Here is a 22,199-nt window from a genome sequence, read left to right as displayed (position 1 = left end):
GAGCTAGACGAATATTACTTTTTCAAAGTCTCATCATAAAACTCTCTTACATCAACAGTCATTTTATCCAAAGACGGCTTATGGATATATACCATGTGTCCGGATTGGTAATATTTCATGCTGATATTGTCTTTGAGCTCAGGGGCCACCATCATGTGATCTACAGTATATTCTGTAGCAAAGAAAGGCGTTGCCAGATCATAATACCCATTGATAAACATCACTTTAAGGTATGGGTTTTTATGGATCGCATTTCTCAAGGTTTCTGAGTTATTCAAGTATTGATTTTGAACATTATTGTAATTCCATGGTCTCACTCTGCCTGTAAGGATTTCATAAGCAAGATTGGATTCAAAACCGAGTTCCCTCCTTAGGTAATCATTGATAGCCATACTGTAAGGCCCATAGATTGCCTTGCTGTAACTTGGGTCAAATTCAAAACCTTCACCAGCATGATCGTAGTCAAGTCCCAAAATCCTACCATCCAGTCTTCCAACAGTCTGTTTCCTGTCTCTGAGCAATTCTTTGACAAACCTACCGATATTGATTCTGTAATGCGTCTGATCCAGATACGCTTTCGAAAGGCCGGTATATTCATGTAATTTATTTGCCAATTGCTGCTTATCAGCGTCAGTTAGCTGATCACCTTTCATCAGCATGCTTGCATATTCACCTTTGGCATACTGACGGACTTCCTCTATAAATCCATCCACATCACTGATCTCAGAAGGCAAAGTCTTATGATATGCTGCTATTGCGGCGTAAGTGGGCAAATACATGATATAAGGAAGGTCATGACCTTTTGCAAAATTCAGGGTTGCAAAATTAGTTACCGCACTGATCATGATGATTCCATTCAAATACATTCCATACCTGTCTTGCAGGTATCCAGAGAGACCTGCTGCACGGGTCGTACCATAACTTTCACCCGAAAGGAATTTTGGAGAATTCCATCTTTGAAATTCAGAAACATAAGCACGGATAAAATCACCCACAGAAGCAATGTCCTCAACATATCCAAGGAACTGTTTCTTATCCTCTCCTTCTGCAGGTCTGCTGTAGCCTGTCTCAATTGGGTCGATAAATACCAAATCGGTTTTATCCAACCAGGTATTGGGATTGTCTATGACATTATATGGGGGAGGCAAAGCTTCTCCATCTTCTGTCATTTCTATCATTCTTGGGCCTAAACCTCCCATATGAAGCCAAACTGAGGAAGAACCGGGACCACCATTAAATACAAAGGTGATAGGTCTGTCTTTTGGATTACTTACACTTTTTAAAGTATATGCTGTAAAATAAAACTTAGCCTTTTCTTTTCCTTCCTCATTGGACATATGCATAAATCCCGCAGTAGTCTTATAATTGAGGTTTTTGCCTCCTGCCTGAATACTGTGATCTTTCTCGGCAACCTCCAACTCCTGCATGATCAATTGATTGGGAGTGGCAGCTGCGGAAATTCCCTGAGCCATGAGCAGAGAGCCTGCACTCCCCAAATAGAGGAGGCAGGCCATCAGCATTTTTTTAGTAAAATTAAATTGTGTTTTCATTAACGATAAGCAGGGTTTTGAACCATATTAGGATTCGTAAATATCTCCGAATTTGGAATTGGGAAAACATACCTGCCCCTATCACCTATCGAATAGGTAGTAGAACCTGTAGTTCTAGGAATATCGGTAAATACATCAATAGCCCTATCAGTTCTGGTCATGTCAAAGAACCTATGTCCTTCAATTGCAAACTCAAACTTTCTTTCTTCCAAAATCAAATCTAACAACTCATCACCGTTACTAGCTGAGGCATTGCCTAAGCCAGCCCTGTTTCTTACAGCATTTAAATCGGTAAGACCACCTGCAATGTTTCCTTGCATGGCTCTAGCTTCAGCACGGATTAGGTACATTTCTGCAATCCTCAAAACAGGTACGTTGGATGCATTTTGTAATTCATCAAATTTGGTTGAATAATATACTCCGCCAAAAGCACTGTTAAATGCAATCAAATCACTTCTTTCATCCTCACCTTGTCTGGCGAGAAGCTCTTGTTCAAATGGAACATGGAAGCTCAAACCACCTCTACCATTTAAACTAGCAGGATAATACCATTGTCTAAAACCACTGAAATCAATCACATTATAATGCATTTCGAAAATAGATTCTGCAGAGAAATCTGTTCTAAAAATCGCTGCAAATGGTTCTACCAATTCAAAAGATCCTTGAGTGATTACCTCATTAGCTTTTGATTCAGCATCTGCCCAATTATCAAGATATAGATGATACCTGGCCAACATTGCCGTAGCGGCAGATTTAACTAACCTGGACCTAGATAAGAAATTACTTGCACGGGATTCTGTAAGCATGCTTTCACCCATTTCAAGATCAGACCTGACTTGATTCCAGGTATCTTGAAGACTGGCTCTTTCCTGAAATGAATCATCACTTATTCCAATAGATGGCTCCGTTTCTAGGATGACTCCTAATTCGCCATACTTTCCGGGAATTCCGCCAAAGTATTTCACCAATTCAAAATACATCATACCTCGGAAAGTGTAAGCCTGACCCAACATATCGTTGATCCTTTCCTGACTTAAATCTGGAACATTGGGACCGAAGGCAATGATATTGTTGGCAAGGTCAATCGTTCTGTAAATCTGAGTGTAAAGATCATCGACCTCGGTATTATCGGGGGTTTGTCTAAACTCATCAATTACATTGAAACTATCCCATGTATCAATTGATTGCACCAAATCAGAGGCAAGCTCTCCAAGGGTTTGAACCCTCCAATTGTAAACCAATTGGGCTTCATTGTATAGACCGTTCAAGGCCGCTTCAGCATTCACTACATTTGAAAATGCTTCATCGGTAGCAATCTGAAACTGGGGATCCTGGTCCAATACATTACAACTTATTCCTAGGCCTGACAGGACTATAAATCCTGCAGCCATTCCTTTATATATATACTTTTTCATTATCATGGCTTTAGAATGTTAAGTTTACTCCCAACGTGTAGGTTCTTGGTTGTGGCATAACAGCGATATCTACCCCTGAAACCAGGTTAGATGGACTTGTACTCACTTCTGGATCCAAGCCTGAATAACCGGTCCATGTAAGCAAGTTTTGGGCTGCGGCATAAAAACGTGCCCTGCTTACACCTACTCTCTGCGTGATTGGAGTAGGAAGTGTGTATCCTATACTTGTGTTTTTTAACCTTAAGAAAGAACCATCTTCCACATGTCTCGAAGGCCTCAAGTCAGCACTGTAATTTCTTGATGCCATTCTAGGAACATCTGTGATATCTCCTGGCTGTTGCCATCTGTCCAATTGCTGAGCAGAGTAACCTGTATTTCTTTCTCCTCCGTGTTCGAAGAAGAATCTTCCGTAATTCAAGGTATTAAGACCTTCAGCAAACTGGAAGAATATCATGAAATCCCAATTTTTGTAATTCACCATATTGGTCCAACCACCTACATATCTTGGAATTGCATTTCCCATTATCTGACGGTGTACATTTGGATTAAATTCTTCATCACCCATGGTATCCCAGATGATATCACCGGTCTCAGGATCAACTCCCTCTTGTACGTGAACCCAGAAGGAATTCAATGGATAACCTTCTTCTACCCTAACATAATCTCTTGTGAAAGTAGAGAATGGGAAAGCAAGACGCTTGACCAAGTTATTGTTTCTGGAAACGTTGAAACTGGATGTCCATGTAAAGTTTTCTCTTTCTATTATAGAAGCATTGATTCCCAATTCAAATCCTTTGTTTTCCATTTCCCCAAAATTTTGGGTCAGAATACTAAAACCTGTTGATTTTGGAACCGGTACATTCAGTAATAGATCTTTTGTCTGCTTGTCATAGTAGTCAAAAGTCAATGTCAACTTATCATTCCAGAAACCTACATCTACACCAATATTAAATTGAGCTGTGGTTTCCCACCTCAAATCTGGATTTGCCAATTGATTAGGTGCAATTCCAGGTGCATCTACGTAGGAAGCAGGACCACCAGGTTGGCCTACTCCGCCAAGGTTAAGACCACCTCTCATGCCTCCCCAAAGACCTAATGATTGAAAATCTTGAATACCACCTTGATTACCAGTAATACCATAACTTGCACGGAATTTTAAATCTGAAACCGTACCTCTCACACTTTCCATAAAACCTTCATCAATCATTCTCCATGCACCAGCTACAGATGGAAAATAACCCCATCTGTTGTCAATCCCGAACCTAGAAGACGCATCAGCCCTCATATTGGCAGTAAATAAGTATTTACCCTTATACCCATAATTAACCCTAGAGAAAAAAGAGGCTATTCCCCAAGAAGTACCTGTACTGCTTGAATTTTTTACCGCTGCAGATTCAATCCTCTTAAAGGAGTTGGAAGGAAAACCCTGTCCAAATGCTTGGGTTCTTAGGAACTGATTTTCTTGAAGGGTATTACCTAAAAGAATATTGAGATTATGATCGCCAAAGTTTTTCTGATAGGTCAATACATTTTCATTGATCCAATTGTTACTTCGGGTTACAAATGACTGTGCTGAACCGTTTAAAGCTGCACCAGCCGCAAGGAATGTATTAAAATACCTGTCTTCTTCTACCAAATTGTTATCTATGCTCCAAGTACTTTTGAAAACCAATCCATCAGTGATCTCCCAATCTGCGAAAACGCTTCCAATTAATCTGGTCGTCTTCATTAGATATTCAGTTTCATTGGCAACTGCTACTGGGTTTTCCCAGAAAGGTCTGAAATAACTTCCGTCATCTTCCCGGATGGGGAAATTACTTGGATAAAAGAAAGCAGTTGAAAGAGATCCTTCAATCGCGTTTCCATTCAATGCTCTATCTCTGGTATTTACAGAATAAGTAGCACTGGTACCTATTTTTAATCTAGGAGTAACCATGAAATCAAGGTTCATCCTTCCACTGTTCCTTTCGAAGGATGCTGGCCTAACCAAGCCTTCCTGGGCAAAATTATTGGCAGAAACAAAATACTTTATTCTATCATCACCACCCGCGACTGAAGCATCGAGACTTCTGATAGAACCTGTTTGAAAAATCTCATCAAACCAGTTGGTATCTATTGCCTCATCTGGGTTAGGGAATGGGGCTTGATAAGCCTGACCTGCTGAATTGGGATTATCCAAAGATCCATTTCTATCTATCCAGTTATTTCTGCTGGCTTCATTTTGAAGTCTTTCAAAGGTAGGACCATCAACTCTTATATCATTAGGACTTCTCCATGGTTCTGATATCCCGCCAAACATGCTTATGTTCACTACCGGCTTTCCACTTTTCCCTCTTTTGGTAGTAATCAAAACCACACCATTCGCTGCCCTTGCCCCATAAATAGCTGTAGCAGACGCATCCTTCAAAATTTCCATTGACTCAATATCTGCAGGGTTTAAATCAGCCAATGGATTAACTGGCTGACCAAATGTAGTAGCCGCAATATTGTCAGAAATTATTGGCACTCCATCTATGACGTATAGAGGATCAGAATTACCTGTAATTGAAGTGGTACCACGAATACGGATATTCATCCCACCACCTGGTTCACCTGATTCAGAATTTACAACTACACCAGGAGCTCGGCCCTGCAGCAATTGATCCGGTGAAGTGATAGGGAGGTTTTCAACATCCTTCCCCTTTATGGAAGAAATTGAACTGGTCAGAGTTCTTCTATCCTGCTCTCCGTAACCTACGACGATTATCTCACCCAAAGTTTCTGTGTCAGGAACCAAACTTACATTGATCTCAGACTGATTCCCTACTCGGATTTCCTGTGGGTCGTATCCCACAAAGGAGAATACAAGTACATCATCATTTGAATTCACAGCAATAGAAAACCGACCATCTAAGTCAGTTGCTGTTCCTACACCGGTACCTTTTACCAGTATGTTTGCGCCCGGGATCCCCTCAGGCTCATCTGCCGATGTGACCCGTCCCGTAACGGTACGTGATTGTGCATATACGCTGATTACCGCTAGTAACAGCATACATGTTGTCAGTAAAGTTTTTCTCATGGTATGATTAATTTGTTAACATAAGTCTAAATTTCCTGACTTATTTCCCAAAATAAAAACCACCTACATAAGAATACTACAACAAGTCACATAATAACCACTAAATATTTAATTTAAAAAATGAATTGTAATTAAAATTTATTTTTTACTTGTTTTATATTAATTTTTTATTTGAATTATATAAATTTTAACTAATATGAAAGGTACCTGATTAATTTTAAAGGTCATAAAGAGTTTTTTTAATTCATATTTACATTAGGCAAATGGCTCATCTATAGACGGACTTGGTTGAGAAAAATAAACAGGGCCATCATCTCCTATATACATACAATCCTCAACCCTAACCCCAAATTCACCAACGATATAGATGCCCGGCTCATTACTGAAACACATTCCCTTTTCCAAAGGAGTTTTGTTTCCTCTTACCAGATTGGTCCACTCATGACCATCCATTCCTATTCCGTGACCAAGCCTGTGGGAAAAGTATTTGTAATCTGGCCCAAAACCTCCATCTGAAATCACCCCCCGTGCAACCTTATCCAAATCCTCACAAGTTGTACCTGATTTAGAAGCCAAATCAAATGCAGCAGCCTGTGCTTCCTTTGCCAAATTCCAAACCTCCTTATGTCTTTCAGTAGGCTTTCCAAATACAATGGTTCTGCTGATATCAGACCTATAGCCTTCCACAGCACATCCTCCATCTGCTAGTATTACATCTCCTTCTTTCAAAGTCTGCATTTTACTGCTTCCATGGGGAAATGCTGTCCATTTTCCAAAATTTGCTCCAATAGAACCGGTAACTCCCAAAGCTTTGTGTGCCTGTGTGGCAACTTCCCTGAAATCATCCTGGGTCATACCTTCTCTTAGAGAATCAAAAACTTTTTTATACGCATCAATCGTAATGTCATTTGCTTTTTGCAACAGCGCAATTTCAGATGCTGACTTATATATCCTACAGCCTGCTGTAATATCATCAGCGAGCACATAGTTAAATCCACTAGCTTCTCCCTTTATCCCGTCATATAGAAAAAACCTGCATCTTTCTTCAATTCCTAAGGTTCCTGTTCTGCCTACTTTATCAGACAAAATTCCTTTGACTACTGCATAAGGGCTTTCATGTTCTTCCCATGTCCTGATATCTGATCCAAACTTGACCAATTCCCCTACCTTATCCTCTTCAAATTTTGGACATACATACATGACGTCGCCATTGGCAGGAATTACCGCTGCAACCATTCTTTCAGAAAGAAAGAAATCAAAATCCAGAAAATATTTCATACTGGTTCCTGGTTCAAGAAATAATGCATCCACCTTATTCTTGCGCATAAGTTCCTGTGCTTTTTCTATCCTGGACTGTCTTTCCTCTCTTGAAATCGGCTTTACATCACCCATCATATTTTGCAGGTTGCTGTAATCTATCCCAGTTCCGGAATTTTGCCCCTTAACTGAATTATCTGTTTCAGAACAGGATACGAATGGAAGGGTAATTGCAGGGGCAATGGCCGCTGCTTTGATAAAGGATCTTCTATTGAATTTCATAAAATGACTTAGGTTTTGGTGTGTGGTTTTATCTTTTCAATCGCAATTCCAGATCTCTTGACATCAAATATTGATTAAAGGCAGGAATTTCCTCATCGATCAATTTCTGGTATTGTTTCTGAATATCATCAAGTTGTTTTCTGAATACATCATAAACTTCAACTTGCTGATTGGTAGGCTTGAAGTCAGCACCAAAACTACCAATGTCGCTCGCCAAAGCAGATATTCTTCCGTAAAGTTTCATTGGACTCCTGAACGCATCCTCCCTTGCTCCTGTAAGATTGATATCAAACAGTTCGCCTTCTACTTTCAAAATTTTCTCTTCCAGTTCGGCAACTTTTACAGCAACCTCTTCATCACTTTCAAGTAGTATCAATTCTTCAAGTTCTTTTCTGATTTCTTCTATTTCATTGATGGTAGTGACCACCTCATTCATAGCCTTATTGAGTTCAAGGGAAAAAGCCACCTGCTTTTCAATATCTTCCATCGTTCCTGCTGTATTCGGATCTTTGATTACCTCTCCAGTCTGTTGAAGAGTCTGACCATCTACAATTACATGAATATCATATTCCCCAGGTACAACCCTAGGTCCAAATTGACCTCGATACAAATCGATGTCCCAAGTAACCAAGGGTCTAAATTCCCTGCCTTCTAATTTCACCCAAGGTTTGTCAGGAGGAGACACCAAAAGACGTGGTTGAAGTGTAGGCTCATATCTCAAATCCCACCAAACCCTATTGACACCTTCTTTGTCATTGCCTTTCAAAGTCCGAATCAGGGTACCATCCTTTTTTCGAATTTCAATGGTTACCTTTTCTGCATCTTTTTTCAAAAAATAATTGATGTCCATGCCATAAGGTGGATTGAGACCGGTAGTCATGGAACGTCCTTCTGTCTTAATTCCCTGAATTTCCTGAAACCTATAAGCAGGTCGCTGATCAAAAAGGTGGACATCTTTGGCCAATATTTCCTGATCTAATTCGCGGATGGGTGTGATATTATCTAGAATATAAAACCCTCTTCCATAGGTACCTATGACAAGGTCTCTGAAGTTTTCTTGAATGGTCATCCAATAAATAGGAACAGGTGGGAGGTTATTTCTTAACCTAAACCAACTTTGACCGTCATCTTTTGAAATATACAAGCCTTTGTCAGTTCCTGTATATAAAAGCCCTTCAACCGCAGGGTCTTCACGGGTGACATGTACAAAACTCGATTCTGATTTTTCAATACCGCCGCTGATGAGCGTCCATGATTGTCCATAATCAGAGGTTTTATAAATATATGGGTCGAAATCTCCCATTTGGTGTCCGTCTACGGTAACATATGCTGTTCCTGGCTGATGCCTGGAGGGTTCAATACTGGAAATGGTTCCCAGTTCCGGTTTGCCCGGAATCTGATCTGTCACATTACTCCAGTTTTCTCCTCCATCTCTGGTAATGTGAACCAAACCGTCATTGGAACCTACCCAAATCAACCCATCTTCCAGATGAGACTCCGCAATTGCAAAAAGCACTGAGGCATCAAAAGTCATGAGGTTATCTATCGCAATACCTCCAGATGCCTGCTGATGGGACTTATCATTTCTTGTTAAATCCGGACTGATGATTTTCCAACTTTGTCCGTAATCTTCTGTTTTGTGAACAAATTGGCTGCCGACATAGACTTTTTTGTGGTTATGGGGACTGATAAATATTGGAAATGACCAATGCCATCTGTACTTCATATCAGCCGGAGCCCAGCCATATCCTGCCTCGGGCCATACCCTCACATCTCTCGCATGTCCTGTATTCAGGTCATATACCTGAAGCCCTCCGTCATAGCAGCCTGACCATATAATATTATTGTCAACAGGATCAGGAATTGCCCAACCACTTTCACATCCTCCTACAGCATGCCAAAGTCCTAGTGGAATACTGCCCTGACGGCTATTGCTAGGTCCTCTGTATGAGTAACCATCTTGTCTGTTGCCAAAGACATTATAGGGAACCTGATTATCCGTCCATACATGATACATCTGTGCGTTTGGAAAGACATACTGACGATATGTTTTTTGTTTGTTTAGAGTAACTCCCATACCACCATCATGGGCTACCATGATTCTGTCTGGATTCAAAGGATCCACCCAAATGTCATGGTTATCTCCACCAGCCTTATATCCCGCTTCTTCCAAGGTTTTACCTCCATCCCTGGAAGTACTAAACCTAACAGAAGCAAAGTACACCTCGTCAGGATCATCTGTCGAAACCCTCAGCCTTGTATAATAGGGTGCTCTTTCATTGATGGTATGGTTGATCATGGTCAATTCCCAAGAATCTCCCCCATCTGTAGATTTCCATAGCTGGGGGCTATCCATCTCAAAAAGTGCATAAACCACGTTTGGATCACTATATGCGATTGCTACCGATGACTTCCCAACTGGATTGGTTTCTCCTCCGGGAAGTCCATTGTTTTTCATGGGCTCCCAAGTTTTGCCACCATCTTTACTTCTGTAAATTCCACCTCCTGGACCACCACTATTCAATCCATAAGTTTTGATATCAATAGACCAAAATGCTGCAAAAATAATATCTGGATTCTTGGGGTTCATGGCCATATCACTGGCTCCGGTACCTTCATCCACAAAAAGTACATGATCCCAATTTTCCCCTCCATCTGTCGTTTTGAAAATGCCTCTTTCCTGCTGTGGTCCATAAGTGTGACCCAAAGATGCTGCATAAACAACATTTGGATCCCTTGGGTCAACTTCTATTTGGCTGATTCTTGCAGTCTCCTTAAGTCCAACATGCTTAAAGCTTTTTCCAGCATCAGTAGACTTATATACTCCATTACCCATGGCGTGCGCAGGCCTGATCAAAAAGGTCTCTCCTGTACCCACCCAAACATGGTCAGGGTTGCTGGGAGCTAATGATAAAGCAGAAACTGATGAAATGTCTTGATCATCAAAAATAGATGCCCAAGTACCTCCTCCATCTTCACTTTTATAAAGTCCTCCAGAAGCCATTCCAACATACATGGTCAACATGTCTCCAGGTACTCCCCTTACAGCAATGGTTCGGTTACCATCTGGTCCAATGAATCTAAAATTCATTTGGTCTAATGAAGCTGGATTAATTTGTGCAAACGATTGAATAGACACTAGAAGCACTATTACTAAAGAGAAGAGTAGATTTTTATTCATATGTTCGTATTAGAATTTACAGCGAAAGGAAATTGTCCTCTGTGGTTTTGGAAGATGATTTGAAGTTACAAAAGAAAATTCCCCAGCCTCCCCAATTATATTCCAGCGGTGATATAGTATTGTATTCCTTTTGATTTGTAGTCTAAGTGTATTAGCAAAATCTTTTATAATTCCATTTTTTCACCATTAATACCCTATAAACATATATTGATTACTTAAATCAGTGATCGCTTAATTTTGACCAACTATATATTTCAGGTATTCATTTTTCAAAAGGTTTCAGTTCAGGAATATAGACTCAATTTTTTCCATCCATTATTGAAAGAAAATACTAATCATAAATAAGATTAAAAAAAGTGTTAACCTAAAAATTTCGTAGCATATACTGGCATGAAAAGTGGTAAGTCTGATTCCATATAGAACATCTTTTTTGATGTCCTGAGAAAATGAGAAAATCTTACCCTAAAAACTGAGACAAAGTGAATCTGATCAGCGTCTTATAACAGACATCCAACACCATATACCATGAAAATTTCTTACTTTCTTCAATTTATTTTGATTTGCTTACTTTGGCTATCTTGTGCAGAAGCAGAAAACGTAACTTTACTATCGGAAAAAATGGAACTGGAAGGTACTTTTCAAAGAATTTCAGGAGATGAAGCTGGACCTGTTGCGGAAGTAACAATACTTTTAAGGTCTGGAAAATGGGAAGGAAATAGTTCAAGGTCTAAATACCCGGCCTTATGCAAAGGCAGTTATTTAGTATCTGAAAATACTATCAGTTTTGAAAATGAATGTATGTGGACTGCTGATTTTGACTGGACGTTAATCTTAAATGGCACTTACACGATTCTTCAAACCAAAACTCATATGATTTGGGAGAAAAAAACGGGTGATAATAACCAGTTTCTTGACCGATACACTTTCCTTATCGAAGACCGCGAAAAACTTGTTCAATCGAAATAAAAAATTAAATAGCCCCTGAATTCTCTTATTCCGGGGCTATTTTTTTTCATTAAGCTTGACGTTGGTTATAAAGCTTAGCTGGATTATTTTCTTATATGATTATCCACTTTCTTACCAGTATAATTTTCGTAATAGAATTAACCTATAATTTCAAGCTAATCCCGAGGCCTCGGGATCCATTATCTATTGAAATACATATTTTAAAGAAAATTATACTTTTTAACTCCCCACCTTCACTAAGGCATACTCCAAGGAAGGTCTTCCTCTTTCACCTCCGGATGTCAGCGATAAAAACCTAAGTTTGTATACATTCATTTGGGTATCCTTGATCAAGTAATACCTGTCTTCTCTTGTAGACGGAGAAGAATTGGGGCCACCACCTGCTCTCCAAGAAGATCCAATAACAAGACGATCATTACTGTTGAATGAAATAGAAGTAAGATCAGCTTCATCAAAATTATCATAAGCTATATCAGTTTCCAATACCATGGATGCTTCTACACCTCCATAAATGTTATGGTATACTAAATCTTGAAAGAAGTAACCCAATGTTCCATTGGTAGCCTGTGGAAAAGGTGTTGAGGAAGTACCGGCAGTCCAAACAAAATCCCAGTTCTCCTTTTTAGGCTCAACTTCTACCGATCCTTGATCCAAAGAGTAGTAAACAAAATTAAAATCCTGTGTTTTTGCTATTTCTACGGTGGTGATTTCATTGGAAGATACCGGAGCAAATTGCAAAACATAACGTTCACCGGAACGGAAAACTTTAATTTTATGCCAATCCCTGTCCTCAACACCACTGTTGCCACGCTGATAGACAAAAACACGGGCCTCAGATTCAGAGCTTCCTATGGTTCCCAAAGCAGTTCCATTTTGAATGGGATTTTTAGGATCATCCACATAAAGAATGCTGTTCATATTGTTGAAGTCAAGTACCAAAGTTCCTGAAGTCTTCAAGTTCTCAATATAACCGGTTTCCAGTTCTTCAAAGGAAGTCATTTCTGTTTCATATGCCATGGCACCCGTAGTTCCATTGATCAAGACTTTGAATTCGGAGTTATTGGAAAAAGCCAAATCCCAGGATTCCCGTGTCACCGTAGTTTGCTTTTCGTTACTCAATTTAACAAAAGCCATATTGGGAAAAGTACTCCCCCCTCCGTTGATTTCCATAAAAGCATCTTCCACTGGAGGAATTTCCACTACTGGGTCATTATCTTCAGCACATGCGGTGAAAGTTCCCGCAGCCAAAAGGGCCAAAACGCCCATTTTCAAATTAGTCAATTTGTTCATAATTTAATCTGTTAAGGTATTTTATTTAGATAGTTGGTATGTAATTCCAAGAAAATAAGACCTCCCGTAACCCATTGGCCTTTGAGGTCCACCTCCATGAGCTCCACCTGAGGTAGCCGTGCTTTGTATATTGGTCAGGTTCATCAGGTTCCTGACTCCTGTCTGAACCTGCAGTGATTTACCAAAATCCCTTCTTAAGGTCAGGTCCATCCAGTGGAACCCATCTATTTGAATAGGTCTTGGGCTCAATTCTCCATCGGAGGAAGAAGTCATTTCAAATCCTGGAAGCGCGCCTGTGTATTTATAATAAAGGCTGATGTATGTATCAATTCTTTTAATCCTGTAATCCACATTTGCATTGAATTCATTGGAATAGAGCATTTCCGGCAACACCAGACTTTCAGATGAGATCCTGTTGTACCTGCCTATACGGGCAAAACCCAAATTTGCATTCCAGTCTCTAAAACTGAAACGTTGATTGAAAGTAGCTCCCATAGTCTTAAATTCTTCCACGTTGAACAATGTGGTAATTCTTGGATCTGTAGGATCAATGCTGTAGGCAATTTGGTCATTTACGATATTGTAAAACCCTGTTAAAACCGCTCCATATTGAATCTTCTTATCCTTACTGCGTTCTAAATTCAGGGAAGCATTAAAACTGTGTGATGTTTCGGCCCTCAAATCGGGATTTCCCTGAATCGAATGGCTGGCATCAAAAAAATCGAAGTAGAGTTCTCTGATCGAAGGCGCTCTGAACCCCTTTGCATAGGCTGCTCTTAGGTCAAGCCTTTTTCCCAAAGTCAGCTTGGTATTTATAGAAGGTATAATAGGCGGAGCCTCATAAGCAGAATTATATGTCCTTCTTAGTCCGGGTCGGATTTTTAATTTGTCCTTAACCGAAATTTCGCTGGATAGGAATATTGCGTAATCCTGAATTCCTTCATTGCTGGATATCCTGTCTCCTATCCCATTTTCAGTATTGATATCAATACCGGGCTGAAGATTAAAAGCTTTGGAAATTGACCAAAGACCGGTGGCCCTCAGCGTAAAGCCATTATACTGCAGTGTAGATTGTGCATCAGGGGCTTTTGAAAGACTTTTCTCAGCAGTTCTTTGGTTGGTGATCCATGTAACAGTTTCCCTTGTGTAATCTGTATATGCTGCCTGCAGGGAGGCCTTGAATTTTTCAGAGGCATCCAATCTTGCCTGGAACCTGTGCATATATCTTTGAGTCTGAAATTCCCTGTCTATGTTTTCTATCCGGTTTTCAGGACCAAAAGAGAATACAGTCTCCTCAAGCATGTCCAGGGAATAGTCGACTTCCCAGTTCCCTTTCTGGAATCCAAGGAATGCAGTTCCCATATTCTGGTTTTTAGGAAGCCATTCAAATTGCCTTCCGGTAAAACTTCCTTTCCAACCTCCAAATCTGTTTTGTGTGAAGGAAGCGCCCATACTCCATGCCCCCCCTGTCCTGTATTGGCCCTGAATGCTTTGGATATGATTCCCCGCTCCTAAAAAAGGCGCATAAGAATTACCAACAGTCTCTTCCTGGATTCTTGCCGAAATATTGTATCCTTTTGTACTTACTGGCTTCTTGGTAATGATATTAATTACTCCGGCTAGGGCATCAGCGCCGTACATGACAGACATAGGCCCTTCTATGATTTCTATTTTTTCGATCTGATTGATGTCAATCTGATTGATATTGATTTCGTTGGAAACCCCCTGACGACCCACCATGGGAATGCCGTCTATAAGTACTTTTACATTTTGACCTGACATACCCAACATCTCAAGATTGCTCGCTCCAAGTGCATTATCCTGGGAAAACCTGATACCCAACTCGGTATTGAGTACTTCCTGAATATTTCCAGCAGCCCGTTTTTCAATTGTCTCCCTTCCTATAGACCTGACCTGATAGACAGACTGTCTTGCAGATTGGGCTTCAAAATTACCTGTGATGACAACTTCATCTAATGCGGCTATGGCCTCCTGAAGCACAATGCTGAGAAACTCCCCTTCAAGTTCAGCGGTTACAGTTTGGGGTCTAAAGCCCATTGCCTGCACCTGCAGCTTACACTCCGTCCCTCCAAATTGAATTTCAAAACGGCCCCTTTCATCGGCTACCACTCCCCGTCCCTCTGAAGAGCTTATGGTTGCAAAAGGGATAGGGTTACCTTGACTGTCCTTAACCTCTCCTTTGATTTCTTTTGCCAAAAGGCTTATGGAAATCAAATAAAGGCTGATGCCAAGCATAATAACTTTATTAAGATTAATTCTAAACATGGTGTTAAAATTTTTTGGGGGCTCTAAAAACCCCCAAAGCATTAAAGACTATCAACCAGTAGCTTCCATTCAGGAAGTTGGGCCAATCCAGGCTTTCTTAAGCCAAAGAACTGTGCGATCATTTCCCCGGACTTGTCGAATAATTCAACCGAAGACACTAAACCGTCATCTGTATTTTTGTGAACCACAAATGCCTTTGAAATGGTGTTCTCGTCCAGATGCATATTGAAATCGGGGTCTAAAACATTCAGCCAATCCCCCATTTGCCGGATTGTTCTCACTTTGCCTTGATGGATTTGAATATTTCCCTTATTGCCTGCGAAAATCATGATGGGCAGTTTGGTTTCAGAAGCTTTTTCTAGGATCTTTCTGGCAGAAAGCCTATCAATTTCATAAGCCCACTTATCATCTATCCACCTGACAGCATCCAGTCTGGAAACTTTATATTTTCTCAGCATTCCAAAAAAATCATGGGTATCTTTCATATTTTCCCAGTCATGGGTAAATGCTTTCAAATCAATACTTTCAGCATAAGTCACTTCCTGGAATGCTTCAATTTCAAGTTCAGAAGACTGGTATGCAGCAGTGTAATGGAAAACAAAATCTTCGAATGCATGGACATCTGATTTCTCCTGCAAGTAAACTTTAAGAACTGCCTCACCTGCTTTGTCAAAAAACTGAAGGCTTCTCATGATTCCCCTGGGACCATGCTGAACGACTGCAAAGCCAAACTTCCATGATGAAAAGAAAATACGCTGTTCAATGGGGCCGATCACGGTAGCTACCTGATTGGGTTCAGTTCCATGAATATCAATTTTTTGAAAGTTTCCTTTACTTTCAAGAACACACCCTTCATTTCTGGTAAGTGCCATTACTTTCCCAAGTTTTTTGATGGATATGAGCATTTCCGCCCAGCTACCTTCAAGCCTTGTCACACCCTCACCAAGCTGTGTGGCCAATAGCTCTGCTTCTGCTACCCTTAAAGATTTAGCCGCATCTCTAATCCTCATTTTCGGATTTTCTTCTTTGAGATTTTCCCAGGCTTTTTTGAGAGATTGTTGGTTTTCGATCATTGTTGGTTCCATGGTATTAAGCTTGTTTGATTTGATTATTGATACTTTTAAATGGTATGCTTTGGATAATTGTTGGTCTTCGTTCATCTCCCTGATATACTTTAATGGGATGATCGAATACTTGCATCAGATTTTCTGTATTCATGACCGATTCAGCCTTTCCTTGAAAAAGGATATTGCCCTTTTTCATCAAGATGACCTGATCTGCATAATTTGCCGCAAGATTGAGATCATGGAGAATGGCTAGCACACCTATGTTCCTTTCTTTTATTTTTTGAATAATGGAAAGCACATGATGCTGCAGTGCAATGTCCATACTTGAAGTGGGTTCATCAAGAAGCAGATATCGGGGAAATGGCTTCTTCTCCCAAATTTGGGTCAGCACTCTTGCCAATTGAACTCTTTGCTTTTCTCCACCGGAAAGATTTCCGTAAAGACAATCCCTCAGTTCCCAAGTTTGTGTTTGCTTCATTACCTCCTGAAGTAGGTCAACACCGTAATTTTTCCCCAGAGGCAATAAGCCCAATTCCACTACTTCCAACACCGAAAAAGGGAAGTTCAGTGAACTGTGTTGCGGCATAACAGAGCGGACTTGGGCCAACTGCCTATTTTTGAATTGGTCCAAAGGCCTTCCATTATAACTAACTCTGCCATCCTTACAAACTTGCTCTCCTGATAAGACCTTGAATAAGCTGGATTTACCTGCACCATTAGGTCCAAGAATAACTGTCAGCTCACCAGGCCTAAGAACCATGGAAGCACGGTCTACGATGGGTCTGTTTTGAATACAAAAATGAATGTCGTTTGCCTGTAGCATATCAAGTTCTGATTTTTTTGAAATTTATGATCAACCAAATAAAGAATGGAGCTCCTATTATGGCTGTGATGATTCCTATGGGAAGCTCTGCGGGAGCCACCAAGGTTCTGGCAAGTATGTCTGCCAGACTTAGCAATACCCCTCCAAGGAGAAAAGATGCCGGCAACACCAGTTTATGGTCAGCGCCGTATAGCAGCCGAATCAGGTGCGGAACTATCAAACCTACAAATCCAATAGTACCTGTCAGGGAAACTGCCGTCCCAACAATCAATGCGGAACAAAATAGCAGGATATATTTGACCATTTGAACATTAACTCCCATATGGAATGCTTCATTCTCCCCTATTGCCAAAGCATTGAGTTGTCTATATTGACTTAGAATCAGTCCAATAGGTCCTAAAATGAACATGAAACAAACTCCTACTTTTTGCCAATTGGCCCCTCCAACATCTCCTAGACTCCAGAATGTGAAGTTCCTGAGTGCTGCGTCATCCGCATAAAATATAGCCAGCCCAATCAATGCTCCAGATAAGGCATTGAGTGCTACCCCTGCTAAAATCAAAAGCGAAATATCAGTCTTTCCGGATTGACTGGCCAGCTTATAAACTAGAAAAGTATTTAATAAGCCTCCCAGAAAAGCAAATAGGGGAAGCCCTGCGGCACCAAAGTATCCAAGGAATGGCAGACTGTTACCAAAAACAATAAATACTACAGCAAATAATGCTCCACCACTACTGACACCTATCAGTCCCGGCTCCACCAAGGGGTTTCTAAACAAGCCCTGCAAAGCTGCACCTGAAAGCCCCAAACCACCTCCCACCATCAAGGCTAAAAGAACCCTTGGCAACCTGATACCCAACAAAACACTGGATTCCTGTTTACTGAATTCCCCAGCAGGTAAGCCCAAAGCATCAAGGATGACATAAAGGACTTTAGAGGCAGGAATGGAAAATGCCCCCATGGAAAGTGAAAGAATCAAAACAACAAATAGTGAAAGGGTCAAAACACCCAGCACCAGAAACTGCTTTTTATCTTTTTGATATGTAAGCGTCTGTAGGGACATCAGTATCCAATTGCTTTAGAAAGTTCCAATGCTGCCTGCCCTACTCTTGGTCCAAAGCCAGAAAGGTAAAGTCCATCAAATGAAAGGATCTGATTTTTTTGAAAGGCAGTAGTCTCTTCTATTCCCCTGATTTTTTTCAAACCCTCAAGCCCTCCCATGGACTTGATCCCAGAATCAAAAAACAATAAATAGTCGGGGTTCATGCTTACCAAGCTTTCTGGTGTCAGTGGAATAAAATCCCTGAATCCCTTTCCCGTGGATTCTGCTCCAGCCATTCTAATAATGGACTCAGCAAAAGTATCTTCTCCAGCCACAAACACCATTTCCTCTCCCCTTGCCATTACAAATGCTACTTTTGGCTTCCCGTTCTCCTGCTTTGCAGTTTTCTCAGTCAATTCTTCCAGGTCCTCAATTAAAGATTTTTTCAAACTTTCTCCTTTGGAGGAGACATCTAAAAATTCAGATAACTTCTGTATCAACTCCAAGGTTTCCTCTGTCTTTACCGGCTTTTTAAAAAAATGAACCGCTGTCCCTGTACCCTTCAGCTGACTGACAACATCATCTGAGAGATAACCTTCCTCAGCTAAAATCATATCAGGCCCTAAAGCCAGTACTCCTTCTGCTTTGATCTGATTCCTGTATCCTATGGATGGGAGTTCCTGCATTGCAGCCGGATAGGTAGAAGTGATGTCCGTTGCAATGATTTGGTCACCAAAACCCAATTCGTAAATGATCTCAGTAATTGTACCTCCTGCAGTTATGATTTTCAAACCATCTCCATTACCCGTTTTCTCCTGACTCGTACATGCCCCTATCAAAAAGGAGAGAATTATAAAATACCTTTTCATTTATTTAGATTGATTTAAAATAACATGACAAATATCAGTGTATTTAGATTAAATCCAAATAAATATTAATTGATATTTTCTATCTGACTTAATTTTTAATTGATCAGCAATAGATTTGACAATGAGATAGATAAAATCTAAATATGTTTATCTCAAATCTTCTCTTTAATGATTACAACACTTCTTTTTGGGTAAAGAAATTTGTCTACAGGACCTCGAGCTTGGTCAGAAATTACAGGTTGATATTATTTTAAGGATCTTACTCGTATGAAAACGGATATACACAATCTGAAAACCTAGTTTAAACAAAAAGTACCCATATATTAAAAAAGAAAGTAAATCAGCTATAAATTGAACTGAAATTAAATATTTAAAGCATCTATAAGATTATTCAACATTAGTTCAACTCAATAAGCATTAAAAAAATCTGGTTAAATGTTTATATACCAGCGGCTTCAAATAAATAGAACTGCAGATTAATTTGAAACATTATCTATGAGTATCTAAATAGAATAAATATCCTAATTAAACTAAATCAGGTTTTTTATTTCCTGATAGCAAAGTCGTAAACGCAAATAAAAACATCGATCTAACAAAATGAAATGTCTGGCTACAATTTGAGGGAACCTAAAAATCTATTTCTTACAGACAGCATTGGGGCATTTTTGACAGCCATTATGCTTGGCTTGATTTTACCGATATATCAGGAACATATTGGCATGCCACAGTTTGTGATGAGAACATTAGCGGCAATTGCAGTTTTATATTTTTTATTTTCCTTTTATCATTTTATAAATTTTCCAGCCAAATGGAAAATGCCAATGCGTTTAATTGCAGTAGCAAATCTGATTTACTGTTGTCTTACTATTGGGGCAATTATGTATTTTCTTCCTCAAATGCAGTTATTGGGATTGGTATATTTTTTCGCAGAAATCGCGGTAATTGTCTTTTTGGCATTTAGACAATTATTGTCCATCAACCATTCGGTTTAGTTTTGGGCCACTCAGTTTCTATTCCCTGTGCCCTGACCATATCCTGAAACTGCTTCAACAAACCTTTATCCTGTCTTACGTCTACCGGTTTTACATTTTTGGCCATGGCAAAAGGAACCAACATGCCTACTGCTTCTCCTATACTCCATTCGACGGGATGCAATCTATAACAGCCATTGGTGATATGAGTGGTCCCAATGTTTTTATTTGCAGGAAGCAGGTTCTCCATCTTTTGAGGAATAAGAGCTCCCAATGGTATCTGAAAAGGTAATGATGGAAAGTCAATATAATTATCTCCTTTGGAGCTTGGGTGGAGATCAATGTGGTAATAGCCTATTCCAACTGAATCATAAAATTCAGCAGCTTGTAAATCTTCTCCTGTCATGCCGCTTACTTCGCTTCTTTGTTCTTTCCCTACATGTTCTTCCAGAACAGTGAAAAGAGCTTTTATCCTTCTTGATTCACGCACATATGGATATTTAGCCAATCCATCTTCCGTCCCTACTACATCGGGCCTTAACCGCAAACCTTTCCATCCCTTACCACCATCTGGTCTAGGCGCTTGGGTCTGTAACCAATACAGGAGGGATAAACTTAATTGCTTCCCTCCTTCCACGTGTTTTTTAAACTCTTCATCAGAGACATCGACCAGATTACCAGGTAGGTAGTCATTTTGTGGCCAATTCACCAAAGTAATGTCACCTTTATAGAAGCCCTCCTCAAAATTATCTTTGTGAAGAATCCTTCTATATAACCACAGGTTAAGCAGGTCTCCGGTGGGAATTCCCTCTGGATGAAAACCCAATTTTTTAGGTTCTAAAGTCTGAGGATTTGAATAATGCAAACCTAACATGCTTCCCGGCCAAGGCTTTGAGAGTTTTGGCACAAAAGTATTCCAAAAATCATATTGTTCGGGTTTGGGAATGACCCAATCCTCTCCATCGACGAAATCCATAGAAAAGCACATGGTAAAAGCTTGGTTATTTTCGGGATCTCCTTCCTCCGGCGCATGCGATTCCCCTGTAACTGACCTGGATTCAGTTCCGGTCACATAATCTGTTCCGGTCATAGGCAATAGATCACCAATTTCTGTCGCATCTACATAATAAGGTGCGACTAACTGAATACGTCTTTTGGAAATTGAAGACTGGACTTCTAAAGTTCGAACCTTCTTCCCATCGCTTTCAGCATTTATAGCTTTATGATTCAAAAGTATAATCAGTTTTCTTGCACTTTCATAAGGTGCAAACATCTGTTGCAATATATACAAAGCTACTTTGGGTTCGTGGCATAAACGGGACACAGATCCATTTCCAGGATTTAAAAATTCTATATTTTTAGCAGTATCGGTCAAGGGGTACTGAGCTTTATAATACTCCCTGATTTTCTCTCTAAAAGCCCTGTATAGGGCTGTTGCACCGTGAGTTTCTATCCATTGGTGCTCATCAGGTGGAACTGCCTGTTGGGTTAGCTGACCTCCTATCCAGTCAGTTTCTTCTGTCATGATGACGGTAAGACCATTGCGCAATGCAGCGAATGCGGCAGCACAGCCTCCCAAGCCGCCTCCTGCAATGACAATATCTGCTTTATAGCGTTGGTAATTACCCGATATTTCAACCTGCTTTTTGTTTGATGAAAGGCTACCAAAGCTCTCTAAAGGCGACAAGGTCAGGGCACCTGTACTTAAAGTTAATCCTGAAATAAAAGTTCTTCTGTTCATGCTGTTCCTCGTATAAATTCAAAATTAAAAAAATTCATAGACTAGCCTAACTTTATTGAATTTTTTATAAAACATGATAAGTATATCTGAAATTGCACCACTAACCAATCAAACAAAGGTCTTGCATAAACCTGATCCGGAGGCCTCGGGGTTGGATCCGCCACGGAGGACAAGTCATTCATTGATATTGGATTGAAATCATAGGCTAATTCCATTATGAAGATTCTACTAGTAAAAAGGAGGATAGTCATAAAACATAAAGATCTTATACAGACATAAAAAATCCTTTCAAATATATAAAAATTAATTTTGAAATATGATGCTTCAATTTCACTATTTACTTGTCAATGATAATTATATAATAATTTTTTTGGCTATTTTTGCACATTAGTCAGTTATTA

At 40.0% G+C, this 22,199-nt stretch carries 14 protein-coding genes; 2 read left to right on the top strand and 12 right to left on the bottom strand.

Going from position 1 to position 22,199, the window contains the following annotated elements:
- Positions 1 to 14: 14 nt before the first annotated feature.
- The 5 genes from EA341_RS06555 to EA341_RS06535 form a co-directional block, all read right to left on the bottom strand.
- Positions 15 to 1,550 (bottom strand): peptidase S10, encoded by a 1,536-nt coding sequence (locus EA341_RS06555; RefSeq protein ID WP_293012439.1) that lies wholly within the window; start codon positions 1,548 to 1,550, stop codon positions 15 to 17.
- Complete coding sequence (locus EA341_RS06550) at positions 1,550 to 2,965, bottom strand: RagB/SusD family nutrient uptake outer membrane protein (RefSeq protein ID WP_293012438.1); 1,416 nt, start codon at positions 2,963 to 2,965, stop codon at positions 1,550 to 1,552. Before EA341_RS06550 ends, EA341_RS06555 begins: the two co-directional genes overlap by 1 nt.
- Before the next feature lie 10 nt (positions 2,966 to 2,975).
- On the bottom strand, positions 2,976 to 6,023 hold the full coding sequence (locus EA341_RS06545; protein ID WP_293012437.1) for a TonB-dependent receptor: 3,048 nt from the start codon (positions 6,021 to 6,023) through the stop codon (positions 2,976 to 2,978).
- A gap of 255 nt (positions 6,024 to 6,278) precedes the next feature.
- Positions 6,279 to 7,562, bottom strand: a complete 1,284-nt coding sequence (locus EA341_RS06540) for a Xaa-Pro peptidase family protein (RefSeq protein ID WP_293012436.1) — start codon at positions 7,560 to 7,562, stop codon at positions 6,279 to 6,281.
- Between the two features lie 28 nt (positions 7,563 to 7,590).
- Positions 7,591 to 10,653, bottom strand: coding sequence for a glycosyl hydrolase (locus EA341_RS06535; RefSeq protein ID WP_293012435.1), 3,063 nt, complete (start codon positions 10,651 to 10,653; stop codon positions 7,591 to 7,593).
- 615 nt (positions 10,654 to 11,268) lie between these two features.
- Between EA341_RS06535 and EA341_RS06530 the strand changes: the two genes are divergently transcribed.
- Complete coding sequence (locus EA341_RS06530) at positions 11,269 to 11,709, top strand: hypothetical protein (RefSeq protein WP_293012434.1); 441 nt, start codon at positions 11,269 to 11,271, stop codon at positions 11,707 to 11,709.
- 219 nt (positions 11,710 to 11,928) lie between these two features.
- On the opposite strand, the gene EA341_RS06525 is transcribed toward EA341_RS06530, so the two are convergent.
- The 6 genes from EA341_RS06525 to EA341_RS06500 are packed head-to-tail and all read right to left on the bottom strand — an operon-like array spanning position 11,929 to position 19,086.
- Complete coding sequence (locus EA341_RS06525) at positions 11,929 to 12,999, bottom strand: HmuY family protein (RefSeq protein ID WP_293012433.1); 1,071 nt, start codon at positions 12,997 to 12,999, stop codon at positions 11,929 to 11,931.
- Positions 13,000 to 13,020: 21 nt separating this feature from the next.
- A complete protein-coding gene (locus tag EA341_RS06520) occupies positions 13,021 to 15,285 on the bottom strand; it encodes a TonB-dependent receptor (RefSeq protein ID WP_293012432.1) in 2,265 nt (754 codons plus the stop codon).
- Between the two features lie 41 nt (positions 15,286 to 15,326).
- A complete protein-coding gene (locus EA341_RS06515; protein ID WP_293012431.1) occupies positions 15,327 to 16,370 on the bottom strand; it encodes a ChuX/HutX family heme-like substrate-binding protein in 1,044 nt (347 codons plus the stop codon).
- A 4-nt stretch (positions 16,371 to 16,374) separates the two neighbouring features.
- Positions 16,375 to 17,175 carry a heme ABC transporter ATP-binding protein gene (locus tag EA341_RS06510; protein WP_293012430.1) on the bottom strand — a complete coding sequence of 267 codons (801 nt, stop codon included), beginning with the start codon at positions 17,173 to 17,175 and terminating at the stop codon, positions 16,375 to 16,377.
- Position 17,176: 1 nt separating this feature from the next.
- Positions 17,177 to 18,238 carry an iron ABC transporter permease gene (locus EA341_RS06505; RefSeq protein ID WP_293012429.1) on the bottom strand — a complete coding sequence of 354 codons (1,062 nt, stop codon included), beginning with the start codon at positions 18,236 to 18,238 and terminating at the stop codon, positions 17,177 to 17,179.
- Positions 18,238 to 19,086, bottom strand: a complete 849-nt coding sequence (locus EA341_RS06500; RefSeq protein WP_293012427.1) for a hemin ABC transporter substrate-binding protein — start codon at positions 19,084 to 19,086, stop codon at positions 18,238 to 18,240. Before EA341_RS06500 ends, EA341_RS06505 begins: the two co-directional genes overlap by 1 nt.
- Positions 19,087 to 19,688: 602 nt before the next feature.
- Here EA341_RS06500 and EA341_RS06495 point away from each other — a divergent pair.
- Entirely contained in the window at positions 19,689 to 20,078 is a 390-nt protein-coding gene (locus EA341_RS06495) for a hypothetical protein (RefSeq protein WP_293012425.1), read from the top strand.
- On the opposite strand, the gene EA341_RS06490 is transcribed toward EA341_RS06495, so the two are convergent.
- Complete coding sequence (locus tag EA341_RS06490; RefSeq protein WP_293012423.1) at positions 20,062 to 21,798, bottom strand: FAD-dependent oxidoreductase; 1,737 nt, start codon at positions 21,796 to 21,798, stop codon at positions 20,062 to 20,064. The two genes, EA341_RS06495 and EA341_RS06490, sit on opposite strands and share 17 nt — an antisense overlap.
- Positions 21,799 to 22,199: the final 401 nt, after the last annotated feature.

Source organism: Mongoliibacter sp. (genome assembly GCF_007692705.1).
Lineage (GTDB): Bacteria > Bacteroidota > Bacteroidia > Cytophagales > Cyclobacteriaceae > Mongoliibacter.
This window is presented reverse-complemented; position numbering and strand designations above follow the sequence as displayed.